Raw genomic sequence first — 21,696 nt, forward strand, 5'->3', positions numbered from 1 at the left:
TGACATTATGAAAATATAAAAAGAAAAACTAGGAAGCAAAACCTCCTAGTTTGTCATTACTCTTCTTCAGTTCCCACCAAGAAATCCGGATTTAAATCCTCGAATTCTTCATCCTCCACATCAAGTCCCCAAGCGTCATCATCGCACTCGCACTTGTCTGGATGAACAGCTACACAAACTTTTGTTTCGCCGATCACCTCGACCATGAACTCTCTTTCCACAGTGACGATGATTTTGTTGCCATTTGGAGAAATGACTGCTTCACAGCAGCTCGGCTGCTGCAGAACACGGGCGATGACATCATGATCATCCAAACAGTCCGGATCACGGTACTTCAATTTAATGACATCTTTATACTCAACCCGTTCGGTAACAACTTCGGTTTTTGTATTATTGTTGAAAGAGTACCAAACGTTAATGTCATAATGGCCGCAGATTTCCACTGTTTTTCCAGCTTTTTTCGCCTCGTACGTATGGTTTATGATCCAGCAGCCAAGTATGCTTGACGGATGGTGTGACGGGCAGATCGTATGATTGGACTGTGTGAATTTACGTCCTTTCGCAACGACCGCTTTCGTTATAATCTCTCTGTAATCTCCCATTGCGAGCGAACCCTCCTCATTCATTTTCAATTCATCCTATGCGGGATATTAGACTAGTGTGCGATAATTTTTATGAATGTTAGGCAAAAGTATTGGCATGATTTATAGTATGCCGGGAGCGGGCGAATGTTCCGGTCTGAACAAATCCAGCAGGAGAATTCTCTATATAAATAAGGAAACTGCCTGCCTATGGTAAGGACTTAAAACTCACTAATAGGTATGTAATTGAAAAATGCACGTTTGTCCTACTGCATTTGCGGAGACAGCTTGGCTCTTGAATCAATATAATAAACTATCGATAAGGAGGTGAACAGGAATGGCAGACAAGGAGAACTCCAACTATAAAGTTTCAATCAATGGCAAAGAGATGACAGGGGAAGAAGCAAAACAATATGCAGAAGAAATGGTGGCCAAGTTTACGGAAACATTGGGCGGATTCTATACAAAAGGATTAGAAAAAATTCAGTCTGAAGAGTTAAAAGGAAATCTTATGGAATCTCTTAAGCCGTTGAGAAACTTAGAAGGGCTCTTCACAAAAAATTCCTCCGGGATCGGGAATATGATTCCTGCATTAAAAAATCTGCTGCCTGTTGTGGAAACATCCGAGGATTATAAACAGGTGAAACTATCTGTAAACGGTAAGAAACTTCTGGATCTGGATCTTTCAGACATGATGAAGAAAGACTCATAATCTGGAAAACAGCCACTTCAATCAATTGAAGGAGGTGAAAAAATATGCTATCAAGATGCTATGATGATTACGAAAAAGACAATGGCGTATTGCCGAGCGGCGGAGCAGTAAATGGAGCAGACAGCGGCAATGAAGCGGAAGCTTTTACTTTCGCTGCACAAGCAAACCTTCCTCAAACAAACCTAAACGGCCAATTGCCGATTTCTGGTGGAGGATTTGCTGTTAACGCTGCACTGATCAACATTCCAATTCTTTCAGCCCAATACAATATTGCAAATGGAGGAGACTCCACAGCCATTTCTGTGAACACTACAACTCAGCAGCAAAGCAACAAAGCGTAATTAAAGATAAAGCAATTCTTTCTATGCAGAGTCTAAAAATGTCCAAAAAGAAGGGAGGGAGTACCATGCTAAGTCAAAATATGCAAAAGCTGGATCTGGATCCGGAAGTCCTCAAGCAGCTGGGTATTCCAAAGGAGTTTATTGATATGGCTGCAGAAGCCGGAATACCGTCGATTAATAACCATGCTGCCGGCGGAAAGGGCGGACGGGCCATCAATCTCACATATGTGGATAATTACTCGACATTGCTTCTTGTGTATACTTTTCTCCTCAACTTTTTGGACAAAAAATCTGATGATGCAGGGACTAAAATGCTGAATCAATCCCTGCTGTCAACGTTAAATGCAGCAATCATCGAACAGCAGGAGTACAGAAAAGAATTTTTAAAGGCAGTAGAACTATTGCGAAACCAATAAAAGGCCCCCCACAACCCATGGCCAATACCAATTCCTCCCTTAAATATAGAACGTAAAAACACCCTGCACCAATTGGTGCAGGGTGTTTCACTATCTGTTTATTAATGTGTACAGCTGCTGTTGCTGATTTTTGATCCTGTTTCGCCGCTCAGGAGATTTCCGCCTGTAGAAGTAATGACTTCGTCTGTTACAGTGTTGGAAATCGTATTAGCCACAATCTGCAGCAATTCATTAACATCCACCTGGGATTGCTTGAATTCCTGAACAACCGGGATTTCATCCAGCTGCTGTTCCAATTGGGCAATTTTTTCTTCCGTTTTCTTTAATGCTTCAGCTTTACCATAGTGCTGAAGATTCACAGCCTGCTTTTGCAAGCCTTTGATTGTTGTAATGGTAGCACTAACCTTATCGTTTTCATTAATCTGTGCTTCAGCACGCTTGAAGAAATCCACTTCTTCTGTCTCTGCAATCATGCGTGCCAATTCCTTAGCACGTTCTACAATCTCATCTTTTGTGTATTTAGCCATTACTGCTTCACCTCAACCGCGTCTAGTTCTTCTACCATTTCTCCGTTTAGGGACCAAGTCTTCGCATCAGTTACTTTGACATTCACAATTTTGCCGATCGCTGTTTTCGGTCCCTTAAAGTTTACCAGCTTGTTCTTTCTTGTGTACCCTGCAAGAATTTCAGGATTGTTCTTGCTTTCCCCTTCCACAAGAACTTCGACAGTCTGGCCTTTATATTTTTTCATTGCTTCTGCCGATAATTCATTAACAACTGCATTCAGGCGCTGAAGACGTTCTTTCTTCACTTCCATTGGCACATTATCCACCATTTTGGCCGCTGGTGTGCCTTCACGAGGTGAGTAAATGAATGTATAAGCAGCTTCAAAGCCTACCTCCCGATACAGGGATATTGTTTCTTCGAATTGCTCTTCTGTCTCATTAGGATAGCCGACGATGATATCAGTTGTGAAAGTAGCCTCTGGAATAGCCGCTTTAATCTTGCGAACAAGTTCCAAGTATTGTTCCCTTGTATATTTACGGGCCATGATTTTCAGTACATCTGTTGAACCCGATTGAACTGGAAGGTGAATATGCTCTACCAGATTGCCGCCTTTGGCCAGCACTTCAATCAGATGATCATCAAAGTCGCGCGGATGACTTGTTGTAAAGCGGACTCGCGGAATGTCTATTTTGCGCATTTCATCCATTAAATCGCCAAGACCGTAATTCATATCCTCAAAGTCTTTTCCATACGCGTTTACGTTTTGCCCAAGCAGGGTAATTTCCTGGTAGCCCTGTGCCGCTAACTGGCGCACTTCCTGAATGATATCCTCAGGACGTCTGCTCCGCTCTTTTCCTCGTGTATAAGGTACGATGCAGTACGTACAGAACTTATCACAGCCATACATAATGTTGACCCATGCTTTAATATTGCCGCGGCGCACTTTTGGAAGGTTTTCAATAACATCCCCTTCCTTAGACCATACTTCTATAACCATTTCCTTCGACATATACGCTTCTTGAAGAATGTTAGGAAGACGGTGGATGTTGTGTGTTCCAAATATCATATCTACCTGGTTATATGTTTTAAGAATCTTGTTAACAACAGATTCTTCCTGTGACATACATCCGCAGACACCAATTAGAAGATCGGGATTTTCCTTTTTTAAATGTTTAAGATGGCCAAGTTCGCCAAATACTTTATTCTCCGCATTTTCACGGATGGCACATGTATTAAGCAAAATGACATTTGCATCTTCCACTGATTCTGTATGCTCATAGCCAAGACCAAGGAAAATACCAGCCATAACTTCGGTATCATGCTCATTCATCTGGCAGCCGTAAGTGCGGATATAGAATTTGCGGCCATTCCCCATTCCATGAAATTCTTCTGGAATGTTAAAGTCTTTATGATATTTCACTTCTTCTTTACCGCGTTTTTTCGCTTCCTTTAAGGAAGGTGCAGTATAAACAGTTTCAAAGTATTTGCTGTAATCCTTGACGGATTTTTTGTCCGAAGGATTTGCTGTTTGCACTTGCTGGCTTTCTAAACGCTGTTTTTCGTTCATCATGTATCCCCTTTCTCTTTCTCCTGAGCAGCATCTATCATTTAAACTCATTTTTCAGCTATTATTGGTGTGCATTTTATATATGTGCACATTATTATAGTATAAGGCTTTCTTATAGTTAAAACAATAGAAAACCGCACTCAGCCTCTTATCAGCAGCTATTACTTGTATGTACGTTCTGGTAAAGTTTTAACCCTTCACAACCACTAATACTAGACTAAAATTAACATTTTGTGTGTGATAAGTGTCACATTATATTCAATCTCCCTAAGCTTCGTCTCTGGTGGAATGCTTTCCCCATTTTGCAGATTTTTATCCCGGATTACTCTAAACTTTCCCTATTTTTCTGATTGCTACTTCAATCCTGCTTTCATATCCCCAGTTTTTACATATTATTCGCCAAATTCACAATAGCCGTATCTGCCTCAAAAAAAGAAGCCCGGGAGCCCCGAGCTTCTTTCCATTACATAAATTCAGCTGCAAGTTTATCAAAGTGAGCTTGATCTAGTTCAAGATCTGCTTGTGATAAAGGAGTTTCAGAGTAACCTGAAAGCAATTCCTGATAAGACTTCCGCTCTGTGTCCTGATAGATTAATCCAGTTACAAGGCCGCTGTGCTTCATAAGAGTCTGCATGGCCATTTCACGGCTTGAATTATCATAGCCTTCCACATCGCTAAGCTTTGTCAGATTTTCTTTAAACCAGTCATATGTGTTTACTTTATTGTATGTAACACATGGGCTGAACACATTAATTAAAGAGAAGCCATCATGCTTAATGCCAGCTTCGATTAACGCAGTCAGATCTTTAAGGTCAGTTGAGAAGCTTTGTGCCACGAAAGTCGCACCAGCAGTTAATGCCATTTCCATTGGAGAAATCGCCTGCTCAATAGAACCTTGAGGAGTGGACTTAGTTTTGAAGCCAGCCGCAGAACGCGGTGAAGTCTGTCCTTTTGTTAAACCATAGATTTGGTTATCCATGACGATATAAGTGATGTTCACATTACGGCGGATCGCATGGATCGTATGGCCCATACCGATCGCGAATCCATCTCCGTCACCACCGGATGCGATAACTGTTAAATCGCGGTTTGCCATTTTCACACCCTGGGCGATTGGAAGTGAACGCCCATGAATGCCGTGGAAACCGTAAGAATTGATATAGCCGGAAATACGTCCGGAACATCCGATGCCTGATACAACAGCTAAGTTCTCAGGCTCTAAACCAACATTTGCTGCCGCACGCTGAATCGCAGCCTGCACGGAGAAGTCTCCACAACCTGGGCACCAGTTTGGTTTTACATTATTACGAAAATCTTTAAATGTGGCCATTTAGAACAACTCCTTGCATTTTGTGTGAATTTCATGCGGCAAGAATGGATTTCCGTCGTACTTTAATAGCTTATGTACTTTCTCAGCATGTCCGACGTTCATCTTCATGATGTTCGCTAATTGTCCTGTAGCGTTGTTTTCAACTACAGCGATTTTCTTAGCTGATTTCACAAGCGGCAATAACTCATCAGTTGGGAAAGGATGAATCAGGCGAACTTGTGCATGGTTCACTTTAATACCGTCCTGTTCCAGTCTGCTCATTGACTCCTCAATTGCACCGCGTGTTGAGTTGAAGCCGACAATCAGCAAGTCTGCTTCTTCATGAGGAGCATGCTTGTGAACAGGTGTATTGAATTTAATATTTTCAATCTTGCGGAAACGCTTATCCATTTGCGCATTCCGGTTTGCAGCTGATTCTGAAGGTTTTCCAGTTTCATCATGTTCCACACCTGTCACATGGTGAATTCCGTTCTTCATACCTGGGATTACGCGAGGTGAAACTCCATCTTCTGTAACCTCAAAGCGCTTGAAGTAGCCTTTGTTTTCAATTTCAGGAAGATCTTCTGTAACAAGCTTTCCACGGCGGATTTCCACTTTGCTGAAATCAAGCGGCTCCACTGTCTGCTTTCCAAGGGAAAGCTGCAAATCTGAGAGAACAATAACCGGGCACTGATATTCTTCCGCAAGGTTGAAAGCTTCAGCCGTATCATAGAATGCTTCCTGTACCGTACTTGGAGCAAGCACGATTTTTGGAATTTCGCCATGAGTTCCGTAAATCATTGCCATTAAGTCAGATTGCTCCTGCTTTGTCGGAAGTCCTGTAGAAGGGCCGCCACGCTGCGTATCAACGATAACAAGCGGTGTTTCAGTAATCCCTGAAAGGCCTATCGCTTCCATTTTAAGGGAAAGTCCCGGACCAGCAGATGCTGTAAGTGAGCGGACACCTGCGTAGTTTGCACCTATTGCCATAGTAACTGCGGCAATTTCATCTTCTGTCTGGATGACAGATCCGCCAAGTGCCGGAAGCTTTTTAATCAGATATTCCATGATTTCGGATGCAGGTGTTATTGGGTAAGCGGCCATGAAGCGGCATCCGCCTGCCAGCGCACCAAGAGCGATTGCATCGTTTCCGATCATGAATAAACGCTTCAGCCCGTCAGCTTTTTCAAGCTCCATTAATTCCACATCATCACTAAGCTTTTCTTTCATGAAATCAAAGCCAGCCTGAATGGCTTCCATGTTCTTATCGACAACCTGCTGTCCTTTTCGCCCAAAAATCTCTTGAACTACTTCTTCAAATACTTTAATATCTAAATTTAGAACCGCACATGTCGCACCAACAGCAACCATGTTTTTCATCAGGGATGTTCCAAGCTCTGTAGCAATCTCTGTAAAAGGGACTGCAAACAAAGCTGCATTCGTATCTTCTGGCTGTTTAGGATCAAACTTTGCATCTGCAATCATGATCCCTTTATCGTGTAGTTCTTTGTAGTTTAAATCGATTGTTTCCTGGTCAAAAGCTACCAGAATATCTAAATCGTCCGAAATAGAACGAATTTGTGACGTGCTGACGCGAATCTTGTTGTTCGTGTGCCCGCCCTTAATACGTGATGAAAAGTGGCGGTAACCGTACAGGTAGTAGCCTAAACGATTTAGCGCAATGGAAAAAATCTCCCCGGTACTTTCAATACCTTCCCCTTGCTGTCCTCCAACTTTCCATGAAAGTTGATTGATCATGTCTTACACCCCTTTAGATACGTTAAGAAATTATGTAAAAACGTTTATTTAATATAAGTGTAGTACTTGTCCAGTCAAACCGGTCATTCAACATGCCTTTAAGGCTATATTTTTGGAAGATGGATGGGTACTAAACGCTTTCAATTCTAGACCTATGCGTCTAAAAAAGCAACCCTTTCTGAATATTTATTGGCTAAAAGATGAATATTTTTTTATTTTTTGAAAAATACTAAAAAGATCATTCTATTTTGGATTCAATAGGTCTCTAACAACCCTTGATATACAGTTTTTTCACCATTTTCACCTTGGAAATCTGCTATAAAAATTCCGAAATAGAAAATTTTCAGCTTGTATATCAGAATAATATTTTATTAGTTCATTTATCAGGCTGTCGTATTTTCTTGCATCCTCCAAACCTGTAACTCTTCCATCGGTGCCGTCAAAATCCGAACCAAATCCAACATGATTTTCTCCTCCAAGTGAACAAACATGTTCAAGATGTCTTAGGATATCAGTAATTGTGGCTGATTGTTTTCCTGATAAAAACTCCGTCACAAATGTAATGCCCATAACACTGTCCCGGTCAATCAGGGCTTCAATCTGTTCGTTTGATAAATTGCGGGGATTTGGGCACAGCGAATAGCAGTTCGAGTGAGAGGCAAAAGGATAATCCGCCCATTCCATCACATCCCAGAACCCGCGTTCAGAGAGATGGGATACATCGCACCATGCTTTGCTGGCATTTAATTCATAAACCACTTGTTTGCCAAACGAGGAAAGCCCTGCCCCCCTCTCTTCAAGCACTCCATCAGCAGCACAGTTTGCATAATTCCAGGTCAGTCCCACTGAAGACACCCCCAGCCTGAGAAGCGTCTTTAATTTAAGCAGATCGCAGCCAACGGCATCACATCCCTCCAGTGTCAGCACTGCCCCTATTTCATCATCCTGCAGCAGGTCGATGTCCCGGCTGCTTCTAATGAGCTTTAATTGAGGGCTGGGCTTAAGCACTTTGTCGTAAAACAGATCGGCCATATATAGGGCCGCGTTGAACTTCATTTCCGGATGTACAGTTTCAGGAACATATATGGCAAAGCACTGAACTTTGAAACGGGAGGCCTGCAGACCTTCCATGTTTACCTGAAGACTTCCTGAATTTTTAAAATCAACCTCTCTGTTCAAAAACATTTTATATAGGACATCACAATGTGCATCAAATATTTTCACGCTGTCTTCCTCCCTTTTTCTGTATAGCTTCATCTTATTAAAAAAAGAACCTGTTTGCCTATGATGCAAACAGGTTTTAATATTTTTTCACGAATTTATATTTTGCTGACTTATGCATATGACAATGGATGATTTCCCATTCTGAAGCTTTTGGCTAACGCGGCTCCACAATCAGCTTAATGGCAGTCCGCTCTTCGCCGTCAATCAGAATATCCGTGAATGCAGGGATACAAATTAAATCCACTCCGCTAGGCGCTACGAATCCTCTTGCGATCGCTACTGCCTTAACAGCCTGGTTCAATGCACCCGCACCAATTGCCTGGATTTCTGCATTTCCTCTTTCGCGAAGAACTCCAGCAAGCGCACCAGCTACAGAATTAGGATTAGATTTTGCTGAAACTTTTAATATTTCCATTCCTAGCTCCTCCTCGTTTTACCCCTCCTGTATGCATTGCTCAAAGCGCTGATTCGCCTTCTGCAAAGGCCGAATGCCTTCAGAGAGGCAATTACTTTCCGTTCATGTCATACTGCTTTGATGGAATTTAGCACCAGGTCTATATATCATTCCATTGCTACTATATTCAGCTTGGAATTCACATATTCCGGCTTGGACAAAAAAAGCAGGGTTTCAGGCTGATTTTCATGAAAAAAACTAAAAACTGCATTCGGACATCCGAATGCAGTTTTTTATCTGTTTATGTGTAAAAAGGGTGGTCATCGTTAATTAAGATCCGGTCAATTTTTTTTGCGAGCCCCGTTTTTGGGTTCAGCTCAATGAATGCTGCACTTAATTGGGTCCTGCCTTCTTTCGGAACCTCAAATCGAACCGGTAATCCAGTCAAAAACCTTTTGATCACAGCTTCTTTTTCAACACCAAGGATACCGTCATAAGGGCCTGTCATTCCTACATCAGACATAAAAGCTGTCCCGCCAGGCAAAACACGGTTATCGGCTGTCTGCACGTGCGTATGCGTACCTACTACTGCTGATACTTTTCCATCCAAATACCAGCCCATTGCCTGTTTTTCACTTGTTGCTTCCGCATGAAAATCAACAAAAATGAACGGAGTCCTTTCACGGGCTTCCTTTATCAGTTCATCCGCCTTTTGGAAAGGACAATCACTTGTATTCATAAAAGTCCTGCCCTGAAGGCTGATAACCGCTACTTCCTCTGTATTGAATTTTAAAAACACCATGCCTTTGCCAGGATTATTTGAAGGAAAATTGGCCGGACGGACCATGTATTTAGCGCGGTCAATGAATTCAAAAATCTCCCGGTTATCCCATGTATGATTACCGAGCGTTACCGCCTGAGCACCGGCCTCCAGAAATCCCCGGTATATCTTTTCTGTTATTCCCTTTCCCCCTGCTGCATTTTCCCCATTAATAATCGTGATATGCGGGCGGTATTTTTCTTTTAGCTTCGGTACATATTCAGTGATCATATCACGCCCCTGGGATCCCACTACATCTCCGACAAACAATATATTCATGTCATATCCCTTTCTGTTTTTAAAGATATATGTATGCTTTTCCAGTCTTTTTTATTAGTTTAACACAGTTTCCTGCATCAATATAAAGCACACCCCGAAAAAGAAATAAAGCGATGCATGTGCATCGCTTTATTTTGCATATTCAACGGCCCTCGTTTCACGGATAACCGTGACCTTGATGTGGCCCGGGTAATCAAGTTCCTCTTCAATCTTCTTACGGATATCCCTTGCCAAACGATGAGATTCAAGGTCATCAATTTGTTCAGGCTTAACCATAATGCGAATTTCCCGTCCTGCCTGAATGGCAAATGATTTTTCAACACCATCATAGGATTCTGAAATCTCTTCAAGCTTTTCCAGACGTCGAATATAATTCTCAAGAGTCTCTCTTCTTGCTCCAGGTCTTGCTGCTGATAAAGCATCAGCTGCAGCGACAAGCACGGCAATGATCGAAGTAGGCTCTGTGTCACCATGGTGGGAAGCAATACTGTTGATGACAACAGGATGCTCCTTATACTTAGTGGCAAGTTCCACACCGATTTCAACATGGCTTCCTTCCACCTCATGGTCGATTGCTTTTCCAATATCATGAAGCAATCCAGCACGGCGTGCCAATGTTTCGTCCTGTCCTAATTCGGCCGCCAGCAAACCTGAAAGCTGAGCCACTTCCATTGAATGCTTTAACACATTCTGACCGTAGCTTGTACGGAATTTTAAACGGCCAAGAATTTTGATTAAATCTGGATGCAGACCGTGAACACCAACCTCGAAAGTAGTTTGTTCACCAATTTCGCGGATGTGTTCATCCACTTCACGGCGGGCCTTATCAACCATCTCCTCAATCCGAGCTGGATGGATGCGTCCGTCCTGAACCAGTTTGTCTAAAGCTAAGCGTGCAGTCTCACGGCGAATCGGATCAAAACCGGATAAAATAACCGCTTCCGGCGTATCATCGATTATGAGATCAATTCCAGTCAGAGTTTCAAGAGTACGGATATTACGGCCTTCACGGCCAATAATGCGCCCTTTCATCTCATCATTTGGCAGGTTGACAACTGATACTGTAGTTTCTGCTACATGATCAGCTGCACATCTTTGGATAGCCAGTGACAAGATTTCCTTCGCTTTCTTATCTGCATCCTCTTTCGCTCTAGTCTCGCTCTCTTTTACCATAATAGCGACATCGTGAGCCACTTCCTGCTCCGTGCGCTCTAAAATGATGGACTTTGCCTCTTCACGAGTCAAGCCTGAGATGCGTTCCAGCTCAGCTTGCTGCTCTTTAATCATCTCGTCCACTTTGCTTTCCATCTCTTCAATATGCTGTTGTCTTTTGCTAAGAGAATCGTCCCTCTTTTCTAAAAGCGCTTCACGTTTATCTAACGTTTCATCTTTGCGATCAAGGTTCTCTTCTTTTTGCATTAAGCGATTTTCTTGTTTTTGCAGTTCATTTCTTCGATCACGAATTTCACTTTCCGCATCTGTGCGAAGCTTGTGAATTTCATCTTTCGCTTCAAGCAGGGCTTCTTTCTTCGTAGCCTCAGCTTCTCGCTTTGCGTCTTCCAAAATCTGCTCAGCAGCATCTTTAGCTCCTGCAATTTTTGCTTCGGCAATAGATTTGCGAACAAAATAGCCAACAATAGCACCGACGATTAGGCCAAGCAAAATGGAGATGATTGCTGTTACTAGATCCATCATTTCACCTCCTCTTGCTATGAACTTGTTTGTGTTACGTTTTTTAAAGTGTCGGCATGTACATTGTCCAATTCAACATACAGCACTAAGGCTTTTAAACGTTTCAATCTCAATAAAGCACTGGGCATCCATTTGAGGGCTGGCATAATATTAACGTATGAATAGCCAATGGAGCCTGGAGAAAGACAAAGTCTAACTCAGTAAGAATTTCTTTACATATAAAATGTAAAATATACATTTTTAATTGTAAAGCTGTGGAATTTCATTGTCAAGGGTTTGTCCTATAGGCTTTTCTTAATATTTCGATTGGTTTGAACACTTTTGATCATTTAGTCAATTCATTTTTTTATATCTTAAGATTACAACTGGTTACAATTAAGATTTTGTTTAGCGTCCGTTGAATATGGGTGTTGATTTCTGATGCATTCACTCAGCGGCCGAGGGCGGTCCGGGAGCCTCCTCAGCGCATTCGCGCCAACGGGATCTCCCGTTTACCGCACTCCCGCAGGACATCGAGTAAGCTCCTCTGTTAAACACCGCACGAAGAAAATGCGTTAGCATTTTCGAGGATCTCGCGCCTCCCACTACAATCAGCATGTACTAATTAAGTAATTTTTAGTTATCAAAACCCTTAAACCGATATTTCAAAGGATATTTTCAATACTACTGATGAACTGTCGTACCATGAGCTCAAATCCACATGTAACCTTCCCGTTTACATAATTTCATACCTATAAGAAAAGCAAAGCCGCCCGGGCTTTGCTTTTGCTTTGTATTAATCGATCAGCTCGAATTCTTCCTGCTCTTCGTCTCCGCTGATTACTTTATCTCCATCAAGTCCATAGTGTTCACGGATTTGTTTTTGGATAGTGAGGCGGATTTCAGGGTTTTCTTTTAGGAATACTTTGGCGTTTTCACGGCCTTGGCCAAGGCGCTCTTCATTGTATGAGTACCATGAGCCGCTCTTTTGGACAATATCCAGTTCAGAGCCAAGATCGATAATTTCGCCTTCCTTAGAGATTCCTTCACCGTACATGATATCTACTTCCGCCACTCTGAATGGAGGTGCGACTTTGTTTTTGACAACTTTGATCTTTGTCTTATTACCAACCATTTCATTGCCCTGCTTAAGAGTTTCTGCACGGCGCACTTCAAGACGGACAGAAGAGTAGAATTTCAAAGCGCGTCCGCCAGGAGTGGTTTCAGGGTTTCCGAACATAACTCCGACTTTTTCACGGATCTGGTTAATGAAAATCGCAATGGTTTTAGATTTGTTGATTGCGCCTGATAGTTTACGAAGTGCCTGGGACATAAGGCGGGCCTGCAAACCAACATGGGAATCACCCATTTCCCCTTCAATTTCAGCCTTTGGCACAAGGGCTGCAACAGAGTCAATTACCAGAATATCAACAGCTCCGCTTCGAACAAGTGCTTCTGCAATTTCAAGTGCCTGCTCTCCTGTATCCGGCTGGGAAAGTAAAAGCTCATCAATATTCACACCAAGATTTTGTGCATAAACAGGGTCTAGAGCATGTTCAGCATCGATAAAAGCAGCTTGTCCGCCGCTTGCCTGAACCTCTGCAATTGCATGCAGGGCTACAGTTGTTTTACCTGAGCTCTCAGGTCCATAAATTTCAATAATGCGTCCTCTTGGATAGCCCCCTACCCCAAGAGCTGCATCAAGGGCAAGGGATCCGCTTGGTGCAGTGGAAATTTTGCGGTCAGTCTGTTCACCAAGCTTCATAATAGAACCTTTACCAAATTGCTTTTCTATTTGTTTTAACGCCATTTCAAGAGCTGCTTGACGATCACTCACTAATAGTTCCTCCTTTTATATAGACGAATCTATCTTTTGATTAGATTCGTTTTGTCTCATCTCAAAACCTAACTCTACTATAAACCTTTTCAATGCATTTGTCGAGCAAAAAGTCGAACATCCATTCGATTTTTTTCACCTGGACATTTTGCCCGAAAATATCAATTCATGCTGTGGAAAATGTAATTTTCAGATGTGAATCAATAGAAGAAATGGCATTTCGATAAGAATTCTGTCTATTTTTCAGGCTATTAAAAAATCAGAACGCTTTTCAGGCGCTCTGACATTCTTTTAATGCTTTTATAAGAAAATGGCAGCCATATTTTACCGTACGGACACGGTTTGCCGCCCTGGTTCCCCCAAGGTTCAGCTTTTCAGTCTGGACAGGCTTACCTTTTATCCAGATGCCTATATATACGGTTCCCACCGGGTTGCCTTCCAGTTCGTCAGGACCAGCAACACCTGTGAAGCTGATTCCGATATCTGAGTTAGTCAGACTGGCGACATTCTCAGCAAGCTCTGCTGCACACTGAGCACTGACGACCCCGTAGTTATCAATCGTTTCTTTGCGAACTTTTAAAACCTCAGCCTTAACTTCGTTTGTATAGCAAACCACTCCGCCTTTTAGAAGACCGCCTGCTCCCGGAATGGATGTAAACTCCTGCTGAAACATGCCGCCTGTTAAACTCTCAGCAGCGGAAATAGTCATATTGTTTTCCTTGATCAGCTTGGTGAGCTCATGCATCAAGGAAGTGTCATCGTAGCCATAGAAGAATTCGCCGACACGGCCGAGGATTTTAGCTTCAGTTTCATCCATCAGCATCATTGCCGTGTTAGGCTGGCTATGCTTTGCCGTAAGCCTTAGCGTGACTTCTCCATCAGAGGCAAGCGGAGCAATTGTTGGATTACTCTGCGCATCGATAATATCTTCAATCTCAGTTTCAAGCATGGCTTCTCCAATCCCGAAAAAGTGCAATACCCGGGAAACAATCACATCATCTGTGCCCAGCTTGGATTGCAGGGCCGGAAAAGCATGTTTCAGGAACATAGGCTCCATTTCATTTGGAGGTCCCGGAAGTAGCATAAAAACATGCCCGCCATTATCGGAAATCATTCCAGGAGCCATTCCATGCTCGTTAGGAAGTACTTGTGCATCCTCAAGTACAAGTGCCTGTTTTTTATTATTCTCAGTCATCTCTCTGTTGGTCCGTTTAAAATACATCTGTATGGATTCAAGCGCCTGCTCATCCATGACAAGCTTTTTGCCTAGATGGCGGGCAATCGTTTCTTTCGTCAAATCATCCTTTGTCGGCCCCAGCCCGCCAGTGAAAACGATCAGATCTGATCGATCTTCCGCAATTTTGATCACAGACTTCAGGCGCTCAGGGTTATCGCCAACCACTGAATGGTAAAAAACATTAATGCCCAGTTCAGCAAGCTGCCGGGAAAGAAAGCGGGCATTTGTATTAACGATTTGTCCAAGTAAAAGCTCAGACCCGACAGCTATAATTTCTGCATTCATTCAAAAGCCCCTTTCTGGCTAAAAAAATTATTTTGAGTTAATGAAGGCCTGCTTGTTTTTTGCAAAATAGTCCCAGCCGGACCAGATGGTAAAGAACATCGCAACCCAAAGGGCAATCAGATCAAACGGAATTGAAACCATTTCAAAAATAATATTATGTAAAAGCAGTGAAGAAATGGCCACAATTTGAGCCCATGTTTTGATTTTGCCTAGCTGATTCGCTGCGACTACTTCTCCTTCCCCCGCCAGAACAAGCCTTAAACCTGTTACGGCAAATTCACGGCTAATGATAATAATCACAATCCAGGATGGAGCCAGCTTAAGATCAACAAGGACAATCAATGCTGCAGAGACAAGGAGCTTGTCTGCAAGCGGATCAAGAAACTTACCTAAATTTGTAACCAGATTGTATTTGCGGGCAAAATAGCCATCAACCCAATCGGTAACTGAAGCAATGATAAAGATAAGAGCTCCAATCAGGTGGGTTACCGGCATTTCCGCTCCAAGGAATTCTATATTTCCCCACGAAAAAGGAACAAGCATTACGAGCAGAAATACGGGTATCATCATGATACGTGACACTGTAATTTTATTTGGCAGATTCATGTTTTACCTCCAAGTATAGTAAATGAAGCTTCTTGCAGAAAAAGGTGTCAGACATTCGCTGCAAACCTTTTAATGATAATTTTTACATAAAAAGCGAAAATAGTCATCTAAAGAAGATGACTATTCGGTCTTCGGCGCGTACTTAATGGTTATATCCTGCTTGACGGATTGTGAAGGCGGCACCTTATACTCAATTTTTTCGCCGTTTACATAGATTTCAGTTTGAGTCGAATTTCCGACTACAATAGAAGCTTCCGTTTCCTTTGAAAAGTCTACCTTCTGGCTTTTCGTGCCATCAGCTGTCAGCATTCCCTGGTAGAAGGAATTTCCTTTGCCGTTTTTGATATTCACCCAAGTTTCTCCTGTAGACACAACTTCCAGTTCAAACTTGTCCGCATTTTTCAATTCATAAACCGTTCCATTTCCGCTGGATTGCACCACAGCAACCTCCTGCTTTGGCGCTTCCTCGGCTTCTTGATCCTTGGCAGTTTCCTCAGCAGAGTCTTTGTCAGCAGATTCTTCTTTCTCTCCTACTGATTCATCTTTATCATTTTCATCTTTTTTACTATCTGAAAGGTTTTCAGACTCTTCTATGACCGTCTGCCCATCTGTCCGATCAGATGGCTGCTCTTCATTATCCGCCTGATCTTTGGCACCCAGGAAATTATAAAGGACTGCGATGAGACCAATTATAAAGACACCAATAAGTACCTTTGGGAGAATATCGAATACCTTTGAAGTCCTGCCAGAAAGATCTTTTCTGGATTGAACACGGGATAGCTTTTCCGGAATATCATCATTCATCTGTGCCGGAATGTCATTTTTATACTGCTCGAAAATTTCTTCAGGCTCAATTCCCACCGCTTCAGCATACTGCTTTATAAATGCCCTGACATAAAACTTCCCGGGCATCATGCTATAATCGCCCTCTTCAATACCCATCAAATAGCGCTTTTGTATTTTTGTGACCTTTTGCAGATCGTCAAGGCTCATATCCTTAGCCAGCCGCGCTTCTTTTAAACGATTTCCTAGTTCTGTCAATTTACAACACCTTCCAACTTACTAAAAATCAAAGCCTCCAAAATCAGATTCTGAGAACATACTGTTTTTCTCTACTACATCATAAGTAATCTCTTCCTCAGGATCGTGTCGGAGCTCAATAATATAATCGAAATCATTAAGGGAGTATTCAGTGTTTTGCACAAAGATATCCGGATGCTCTACTACCTTTACTGCAGGAAGGCGCATAATTTCCCGCACAAGCTGCCAGTGACGTTCATTTGCACGTCGGGTTGAGACAATTCCGTCTATTATGAACAAATTGTTTTCATTATATTCATCCTCGATCAGCTGGTTACGTATCGTCTGCTTTAGCAGAGTGGATGAAACAAATAGCCATCGTTTGTTGGCACAAACACTTGAGGCCACAATGGATTCAGTTTTTCCAACCCTTGGCATTCCCCTGATCCCTATAAGCTTGTGCCCTTCCTGTTTAAATAATTCCGCCATGAAGTCGACTAATAAACCAAGCTCGTCCCTGACGAACCTGAACGTTTTCTTGTCGTCGGCATCCCTTTGAATGTATCTTCCATGGCGCACAGCAAGACGGTCTCTAAGTTTAGGCTCCCGGAGCTTAATCACTTTAATTGTATCCATAGTATTTAAAATCGATTTTAAGCGTTCAATCTGTTCGTGGTCTTTAGCCAGAATCAGCAATCCTCTTCGGCCTTCATCCACACCATTGATGGTAACGATATTTATGGAAAGCATACCCAGCAGGGAAGAAATGTCACCAAGCAAGCCGGGACGATTCTTTTGGATTTCATATTCCAAATACCATTCTGTTTTCTCCACCGGAAAACCTCCTCCTGCATGATGCGCGGCTCATTGCGCATTTTATATGTATATGTATATCTTTTATTAATGTAAATTTTTATTAAACCTACCCTGAATTTTCATCTAGATTCTATAATATATGATTTTTTACCAATATGAAAGGAAAAACCCGTCTGGCTGTGGAGGAAATTCTTTTTGGGGAAAACGAAAAGAGAGGATTTCCTCTCTTTTCGCTGATTTACATTAAATTCTTATTGAGAGCCGTCGTTTTGAACAAGCTTTACCATCATATTTGCAATGGCATGCTGCTCATCCGGGCTTGCTACAGACCAAAGATCAGCCAGGATTTTTTCCTGGTCATTCTTCGGCTCCACTTGCTTGGCTAAATAATCGCCGATTTGGTAAGCAAGGTCATTTACAGTTTCCTTATTCATTCCCTGGTTCTGTCCCTGATGAAGACGATCTCCAAGGAAGTCTTTCCACTGCTGCCAGTTATCTAGTACAGACATAATTATTGCCTCCTTTAAATGTTGTACAATTATATTGTGCTTAGGGGCTGAATAAAATATGCATGCACTAATACACATGAACAAAAAATATGTGAAACTTCAATGAACGATAGGCAGTTACGTATACCAGCCGCCATTTACAGCCAAGACCTGTCCGGTAATATACGAGGCCCTTTCTGAAAGAAGGAAGGAAACGGAGTTGGCAATGTCAGCAGGCAAGGCAAGCCTGCCCATAGGAATATCGCTTTTTACGGCATCCAGCTCCTCTTCAGTAAAATCATTCAGCATAGCTGTCTCGACTGCACCTGGGGCAACCGCATTAACCCTCACTCCGCTTAGGGCAACTTCCTTGCTTAAAGCTTTTGCAAAAGCAATTTGGGCGCCCTTAGCTGCCGAGTAAGCAACTTCACAAGCAGCACCCGTCTGGCCCCATATAGAGGAAATAACTATGACATTCCCGCTGCCCTTTGAAATAAGTTTTGGCAGAAGCTCTTTGGTCAGCAGAAGAGGTGAGGTCACATGAAGGTTCATCAGCGCCTCAGTTTCCGCTTCCGGCAATTCCGTCAGAAGTCCGTATTGTGCTGACCCGCTATTATGGATAATGGCATCAAGCGAAAAGATATTTGGTATAATTTTTTTATAGCCGCCTTGTACAGACAGGTCTGCCTGGATTGGAATATATTCTCCATCAAAGGCCTGCAGGCGGTCCAGCAGACTGTTTATACTTCGCTTATTTTGATTGTAATGCAAATAGAGCGAATAGCCTTCCTCCGCCAGTTTAATGCTGATTTCCTGGCCGATTCCTCCGCTGGCTCCAGTTATTAACGCAAATTTCCTCATTTCATACACTCCCGAAAAAAGCAAAGCGCCTTTTATGGCGCTCTGCTGAAACAGCTTTTTATTTTTTAGGCACAACCTGACAAACCGTAAATCGTTCTTCGCTAATCAAATGACCAGCCGCATTTTCCACATCCTCAAGTGTGATGCTTTCAAGCGTCGGCACAACATCAAACAAATCCATCTCATTAAAAGCATACCGGGTAAATTGATTGGCTATATACTCAGGTGAATTGACAGCACGCAGGAATGCACCTATTTTCTTCTTTTTTGTCCGATCAAGTGTTTCCTGTGAAATAGCTCCCTTTTCCCTTGCATCCAGCAGCATCTTTTGCAATGTATCAGCTAAACGGTCAGGATCATTTGTGTCCCCGCCGACCATGGCAAATCCAAAGCCCTGTTCCTGTGTATAATCAAAGGAGAATGTGTCATCAATTAACCCTTCATTATACAGTGAGCTGTAGTGCTCAGAGCTTTTACCGAATAAGATATCCAGCAGCACATTCAGACTCAGTTCATTTTTGAGCATTTCTTTGCCGGACTGATTTGCATTACTGCTCTTTATCCCAACAAGACACTTTGAGGTCTGAACATTCATCTCAAGAACCTTTTTCTTTTCGGCCGCTTCAGCAGGCTCTTCTTCGAATTGGCGTTTAATTTCCGGCATCTCTTTATAATCCTTCTTGCTTTGATTCGTTCGAACCTGAGACATAATCTGATCCGGATCAACGGGTCCAACGATGAACAGCAGCATGTTGCTTGGGTGGTAGAAGGTTTCATAGCATTCATACAGCATATCTTTTGTAATATGGGAAATGGACTCGATCGTACCTGCTATATCGATTTTAACCGGGTGGTTTTTATACATATTTTCGATCAGTCCAAAATATAAGCGCCAGTCAGGATTGTCATCATACATGGTGATTTCCTGGCCGATGATGCCTTTCTCTTTTTCAACAGTCTTTTCTGTAAAATAAGGGGCCTGCACAAAATCAATCAGCGTCTCAAGGTTCAACTCTACGTTCGATGTGCTGGAGAATAAATAAGCAGTCCTCGTAAAAGAAGTAAATGCATTGGCTGATGCTCCCTGCTTGCTGAATTGCTGGAATACATCTCCGTCTTCTTTTTCAAAAAGCTTGTGCTCCAAAAAATGGGCAATCCCATCAGGAACATTTACAAAATCATCTTTCCCGGGGGGCAGGAAATGATTGTCGATCGAACCATATTTCGTTGTAAACGTGGCATAGGTCTTGTTAAATCCCTTTTTCGGCAAAACATATACATCCAGCCCATTTTCAAGGTTTTCATAATACAGCTCTTCCTGAAGCTGGTCAAAAGTGATTTTTTCCATTACTTGCCCGCCTCCTTTCCTGTCAGGAAATACACTGTATCCAAACTGACCTTCTTAGCTGTTTCGGCAATTTCCTCTTTAGTTACCTTATCCATTTCATCCATCCAGGTTTGAAGCGTAATTTCTTTGCCTGACACAACATTATGATAGAGGACTTCGACAATCCCGCGGGCTGTATCAACAGTCTCCAAAAGCTGATTTTTTATGACAGCTTTGGTCTGCTCCATTTCCTGTTCCGTAAAGTCCCCGTTTTTCATGGCTTCCAGCTGTTCTTTAATAATATTAACTGCCTGGTCATAATTACTATTATCGATCCCCGACATAACCATCATTAAGCCTTTATGGCTTTCAAGGCGGCTGGCTACATAGTATGCGAGACTGGCTTTTTCGCGGACATTCAAGAACAATTTTGAGTGTGAAAAGCCTCCAAAAATTCCATTGAATACCTGCAGGGCATAATAATCAGAATCACCGTAAACGACTTTTGTCCGATAGCCGATATTTAGTTTCCCCTGCTTCACATCCTGTTCTTCCCTGACTTCGTTAACAGATTCTCTGATACTTCCTCCAGATGCCGGCGCTGCCTGCGGGGTTCTTTCCTCTAAAGATAAAAGCTCCCTTGCGTAGGATTCGGCATCTGCCTCATCCACATCACCTATTACATATAAATCAAGTTCATCCTGCGCCATTGCCTGCTGATAATATTCATATAAACTTTCAGGCGTAATTTTATCCACATCTTCTTTCTCGCCATGCACATGGAGCGCATAAGGCTCATCCTTGCACATTTCCTGTACCAGCCGAAAATTGGAATAGCGCATTTTATCATCATAAACGGATTGAATCCGCTGTTTCAGCGTCCTTTTTTCTTTTTCAACCGTATCCTGGTCAAAAGCTCCACCTTGCACATTTGGCTTAGTCAGGATCTCCGATAAAAATTGGAACGCTTTTTTCAATAGAGGCGTTGGGTCTGAAAGAAACTTCTCATTTGCAATTTCAACAGAAATGGTAATGACATGATACTCACCCTTTTTCGCCAAATCGACAAAAAGAGTTGCACCATATAATTCATCTAGATAAGAGCGCAGCTTTCCGGTTGCAGGGTATGACGAACTGCTGCTTTGCAGGACATGCGGCAATAAAGATCTTAATGTAACAGTATCCTTTTCAAGCGGAGCTTTCATTTTCCAGACCAGTGTATTGGTTTTATATTTCTCTGTTTTAACTACATGAAGCTTAAAGCCATTCATGGCTTTTACGGATTCAGAGATTACAGCCATTTCTTTTCCTCCTGTCGGTTGATGAGTCCAAAGTACGGTCAGTATTAAGAATAGGGATCAACACCTATATGTAAACACTTTGCTGCTATCTTCTATAATATCCTTTGTATTAAATCATATTCTTACTATACCTTGCCCTATTTCTTTATTTCAAGTTATTGGCTGTCTTGGAAGGTTATAGAACAAAATAAAAACCCCTTTTAGGGGTTAGCTTACAAAGACTGACTTAAGTTTAGTATCATGATTTTTCATCACTTTTCCGCATTCAAAATGCACCTGGTTTTTCCCGGTATTCTTCGCCTGATACAGATACTAAACGATTCACTATTCCATCCTAAA

General features: G+C 42.3%; 21 protein-coding genes. 3 read left to right on the plus strand and 18 right to left on the minus strand.

The window, feature by feature from the left end; all coding sequences use genetic code 11:
* Positions 1-56 precede the first annotated feature (56 nt).
* Positions 57-602, minus strand: coding sequence for an outer spore coat protein CotE (locus tag NR125_RS02100; protein ID WP_019381802.1), 546 nt, complete (start codon positions 600-602; stop codon positions 57-59).
* A gap of 316 nt (positions 603-918) precedes the next feature.
* Here NR125_RS02100 and NR125_RS02105 point away from each other — a divergent pair, with 316 nt between their 5' ends.
* The 3 genes from NR125_RS02105 (at position 919) to NR125_RS02115 (ending at position 2,050) form a co-directional block, all read left to right on the plus strand.
* Entirely contained in the window at positions 919-1,293 is a 375-nt protein-coding gene (locus NR125_RS02105; RefSeq protein WP_009330658.1) for a hypothetical protein, read from the plus strand.
* Between the two features lie 44 nt (positions 1,294-1,337).
* Positions 1,338-1,634, plus strand: coding sequence for a hypothetical protein (locus NR125_RS02110; protein WP_009330659.1), 297 nt, complete (start codon positions 1,338-1,340; stop codon positions 1,632-1,634).
* 65 nt (positions 1,635-1,699) lie between these two features.
* On the plus strand, positions 1,700-2,050 hold the full coding sequence (locus NR125_RS02115; protein WP_009330660.1) for a hypothetical protein: 351 nt from the start codon (positions 1,700-1,702) through the stop codon (positions 2,048-2,050).
* 101 nt (positions 2,051-2,151) lie between these two features.
* Here the strand turns inward: NR125_RS02115 and NR125_RS02120 are convergent, their stop codons facing one another.
* The 17 genes from NR125_RS02120 to yfmF all read right to left on the minus strand — a co-directional run bounded on the left by NR125_RS02120 (position 2,152) and on the right by yfmF (position 21,357).
* Positions 2,152-2,577 carry a YlbF/YmcA family competence regulator gene (locus NR125_RS02120; protein WP_009330661.1) on the minus strand — a complete coding sequence of 142 codons (426 nt, stop codon included), beginning with the start codon at positions 2,575-2,577 and terminating at the stop codon, positions 2,152-2,154.
* Entirely contained in the window at positions 2,577-4,127 is a 1,551-nt protein-coding gene (gene miaB / locus NR125_RS02125; protein WP_180321087.1) for a tRNA (N6-isopentenyl adenosine(37)-C2)-methylthiotransferase MiaB, read from the minus strand. Before miaB ends, NR125_RS02120 begins: the two co-directional genes overlap by 1 nt.
* Positions 4,128-4,587: 460 nt before the next feature.
* Positions 4,588-5,454, minus strand: a complete 867-nt coding sequence (locus NR125_RS02130; protein ID WP_009330663.1) for a 2-oxoacid:ferredoxin oxidoreductase subunit beta — start codon at positions 5,452-5,454, stop codon at positions 4,588-4,590.
* On the minus strand, positions 5,455-7,191 hold the full coding sequence (locus tag NR125_RS02135) for a 2-oxoacid:acceptor oxidoreductase subunit alpha (RefSeq protein ID WP_019381801.1): 1,737 nt from the start codon (positions 7,189-7,191) through the stop codon (positions 5,455-5,457). It abuts the gene before it with no gap.
* Between the two features lie 300 nt (positions 7,192-7,491).
* The gene (locus tag NR125_RS02140; protein ID WP_051005555.1) at positions 7,492-8,448 is read right to left on the minus strand and encodes a dipeptidase; all 957 of its coding nucleotides are present in this window, start codon (positions 8,446-8,448) and stop codon (positions 7,492-7,494) included.
* Between the two features lie 121 nt (positions 8,449-8,569).
* Positions 8,570-8,830: a stage V sporulation protein SpoVS gene (gene spoVS / locus NR125_RS02145; protein WP_009330666.1), complete on the minus strand. Its 261-nt coding sequence runs from the start codon at positions 8,828-8,830 to the stop codon at positions 8,570-8,572.
* Between the two features lie 280 nt (positions 8,831-9,110).
* Positions 9,111-9,908 (minus strand): TIGR00282 family metallophosphoesterase, encoded by a 798-nt coding sequence (locus NR125_RS02150; RefSeq protein ID WP_009330667.1) that lies wholly within the window; start codon positions 9,906-9,908, stop codon positions 9,111-9,113.
* A 129-nt stretch (positions 9,909-10,037) separates the two neighbouring features.
* The gene (gene rny, locus NR125_RS02155) at positions 10,038-11,600 is read right to left on the minus strand and encodes a ribonuclease Y (RefSeq protein ID WP_019381799.1); all 1,563 of its coding nucleotides are present in this window, start codon (positions 11,598-11,600) and stop codon (positions 10,038-10,040) included.
* Positions 11,601-12,375: 775 nt separating this feature from the next.
* The gene (gene recA, locus NR125_RS02160; protein ID WP_009330669.1) at positions 12,376-13,416 is read right to left on the minus strand and encodes a recombinase RecA; all 1,041 of its coding nucleotides are present in this window, start codon (positions 13,414-13,416) and stop codon (positions 12,376-12,378) included.
* A 271-nt stretch (positions 13,417-13,687) separates the two neighbouring features.
* Entirely contained in the window at positions 13,688-14,938 is a 1,251-nt protein-coding gene (locus tag NR125_RS02165) for a competence/damage-inducible protein A (protein ID WP_192908440.1), read from the minus strand.
* Between the two features lie 27 nt (positions 14,939-14,965).
* The gene (pgsA, locus tag NR125_RS02170) at positions 14,966-15,544 is read right to left on the minus strand and encodes a CDP-diacylglycerol--glycerol-3-phosphate 3-phosphatidyltransferase (RefSeq protein WP_071156592.1); all 579 of its coding nucleotides are present in this window, start codon (positions 15,542-15,544) and stop codon (positions 14,966-14,968) included.
* Between the two features lie 120 nt (positions 15,545-15,664).
* Entirely contained in the window at positions 15,665-16,585 is a 921-nt protein-coding gene (locus tag NR125_RS02175; RefSeq protein WP_071156594.1) for a helix-turn-helix domain-containing protein, read from the minus strand.
* Between the two features lie 21 nt (positions 16,586-16,606).
* On the minus strand, positions 16,607-17,398 hold the full coding sequence (locus tag NR125_RS02180) for a YmfK family protein (protein ID WP_009330674.1): 792 nt from the start codon (positions 17,396-17,398) through the stop codon (positions 16,607-16,609).
* A gap of 233 nt (positions 17,399-17,631) precedes the next feature.
* Entirely contained in the window at positions 17,632-17,889 is a 258-nt protein-coding gene (locus NR125_RS02185) for a DUF3243 domain-containing protein (RefSeq protein WP_009330675.1), read from the minus strand.
* A gap of 117 nt (positions 17,890-18,006) precedes the next feature.
* Complete coding sequence (gene ymfI / locus NR125_RS02190; RefSeq protein WP_019381797.1) at positions 18,007-18,729, minus strand: elongation factor P 5-aminopentanone reductase; 723 nt, start codon at positions 18,727-18,729, stop codon at positions 18,007-18,009.
* A 58-nt stretch (positions 18,730-18,787) separates the two neighbouring features.
* On the minus strand, positions 18,788-20,077 hold the full coding sequence (gene yfmH / locus NR125_RS02195) for an EF-P 5-aminopentanol modification-associated protein YfmH (protein ID WP_071156596.1): 1,290 nt from the start codon (positions 20,075-20,077) through the stop codon (positions 18,788-18,790).
* Positions 20,077-21,357 (minus strand): EF-P 5-aminopentanol modification-associated protein YfmF, encoded by a 1,281-nt coding sequence (gene yfmF, locus NR125_RS02200; protein WP_256814679.1) that lies wholly within the window; start codon positions 21,355-21,357, stop codon positions 20,077-20,079. The genes yfmH and yfmF overlap by 1 nt, the downstream gene beginning before the upstream one ends.
* Between the last annotated feature and the right edge of the window lie 339 nt (positions 21,358-21,696).

Source organism: Cytobacillus sp. Bac17, from assembly GCF_024519925.1.
GTDB lineage: Bacteria > Bacillota > Bacilli > Bacillales > Cytobacillaceae > Cytobacillus > Cytobacillus pseudoceanisediminis.

Bases quoted from the DNA above. Each gene is read 5' to 3' on its own strand.
- NR125_RS02130 (WP_009330663.1), bottom strand. From the start codon at position 5,454: ATGGCCACATTTAAAGATTTTCGTAATAATGTAAAACCAAACTGGTGC.
- NR125_RS02140 (WP_051005555.1), bottom strand. From the start codon at position 8,448: ATGAAGCTATACAGAAAAAGGGAGGAAGACAGCGTGAAAATATTTGAT.
- pgsA (WP_071156592.1), bottom strand. From the start codon at position 15,544: ATGAATCTGCCAAATAAAATTACAGTGTCACGTATCATGATGATACCC.
- NR125_RS02185 (WP_009330675.1), bottom strand. From the start codon at position 17,889: ATGTCTGTACTAGATAACTGGCAGCAGTGGAAAGACTTCCTTGGAGAT.
- miaB (WP_180321087.1), bottom strand. From the start codon at position 4,127: ATGATGAACGAAAAACAGCGTTTAGAAAGCCAGCAAGTGCAAACAGCA.
- NR125_RS02165 (WP_192908440.1), bottom strand. From the start codon at position 14,938: ATGAATGCAGAAATTATAGCTGTCGGGTCTGAGCTTTTACTTGGACAA.
- NR125_RS02100 (WP_019381802.1), bottom strand. From the start codon at position 602: ATGGGAGATTACAGAGAGATTATAACGAAAGCGGTCGTTGCGAAAGGA.
- yfmF (WP_256814679.1), bottom strand. From the start codon at position 21,357: ATGGCTGTAATCTCTGAATCCGTAAAAGCCATGAATGGCTTTAAGCTT.
- NR125_RS02115 (WP_009330660.1), top strand. From the start codon at position 1,700: ATGCTAAGTCAAAATATGCAAAAGCTGGATCTGGATCCGGAAGTCCTC.
- spoVS (WP_009330666.1), bottom strand. From the start codon at position 8,830: ATGGAAATATTAAAAGTTTCAGCAAAATCTAATCCTAATTCTGTAGCT.
- rny (WP_019381799.1), bottom strand. From the start codon at position 11,600: ATGGATCTAGTAACAGCAATCATCTCCATTTTGCTTGGCCTAATCGTC.
- NR125_RS02120 (WP_009330661.1), bottom strand. From the start codon at position 2,577: ATGGCTAAATACACAAAAGATGAGATTGTAGAACGTGCTAAGGAATTG.
- ymfI (WP_019381797.1), bottom strand. From the start codon at position 18,729: ATGAGGAAATTTGCGTTAATAACTGGAGCCAGCGGAGGAATCGGCCAG.
- yfmH (WP_071156596.1), bottom strand. From the start codon at position 20,077: ATGGAAAAAATCACTTTTGACCAGCTTCAGGAAGAGCTGTATTATGAA.
- NR125_RS02105 (WP_009330658.1), top strand. From the start codon at position 919: ATGGCAGACAAGGAGAACTCCAACTATAAAGTTTCAATCAATGGCAAA.
- NR125_RS02135 (WP_019381801.1), bottom strand. From the start codon at position 7,191: ATGATCAATCAACTTTCATGGAAAGTTGGAGGACAGCAAGGGGAAGGT.
- NR125_RS02110 (WP_009330659.1), top strand. From the start codon at position 1,338: ATGCTATCAAGATGCTATGATGATTACGAAAAAGACAATGGCGTATTG.
- NR125_RS02150 (WP_009330667.1), bottom strand. From the start codon at position 9,908: ATGAATATATTGTTTGTCGGAGATGTAGTGGGATCCCAGGGGCGTGAT.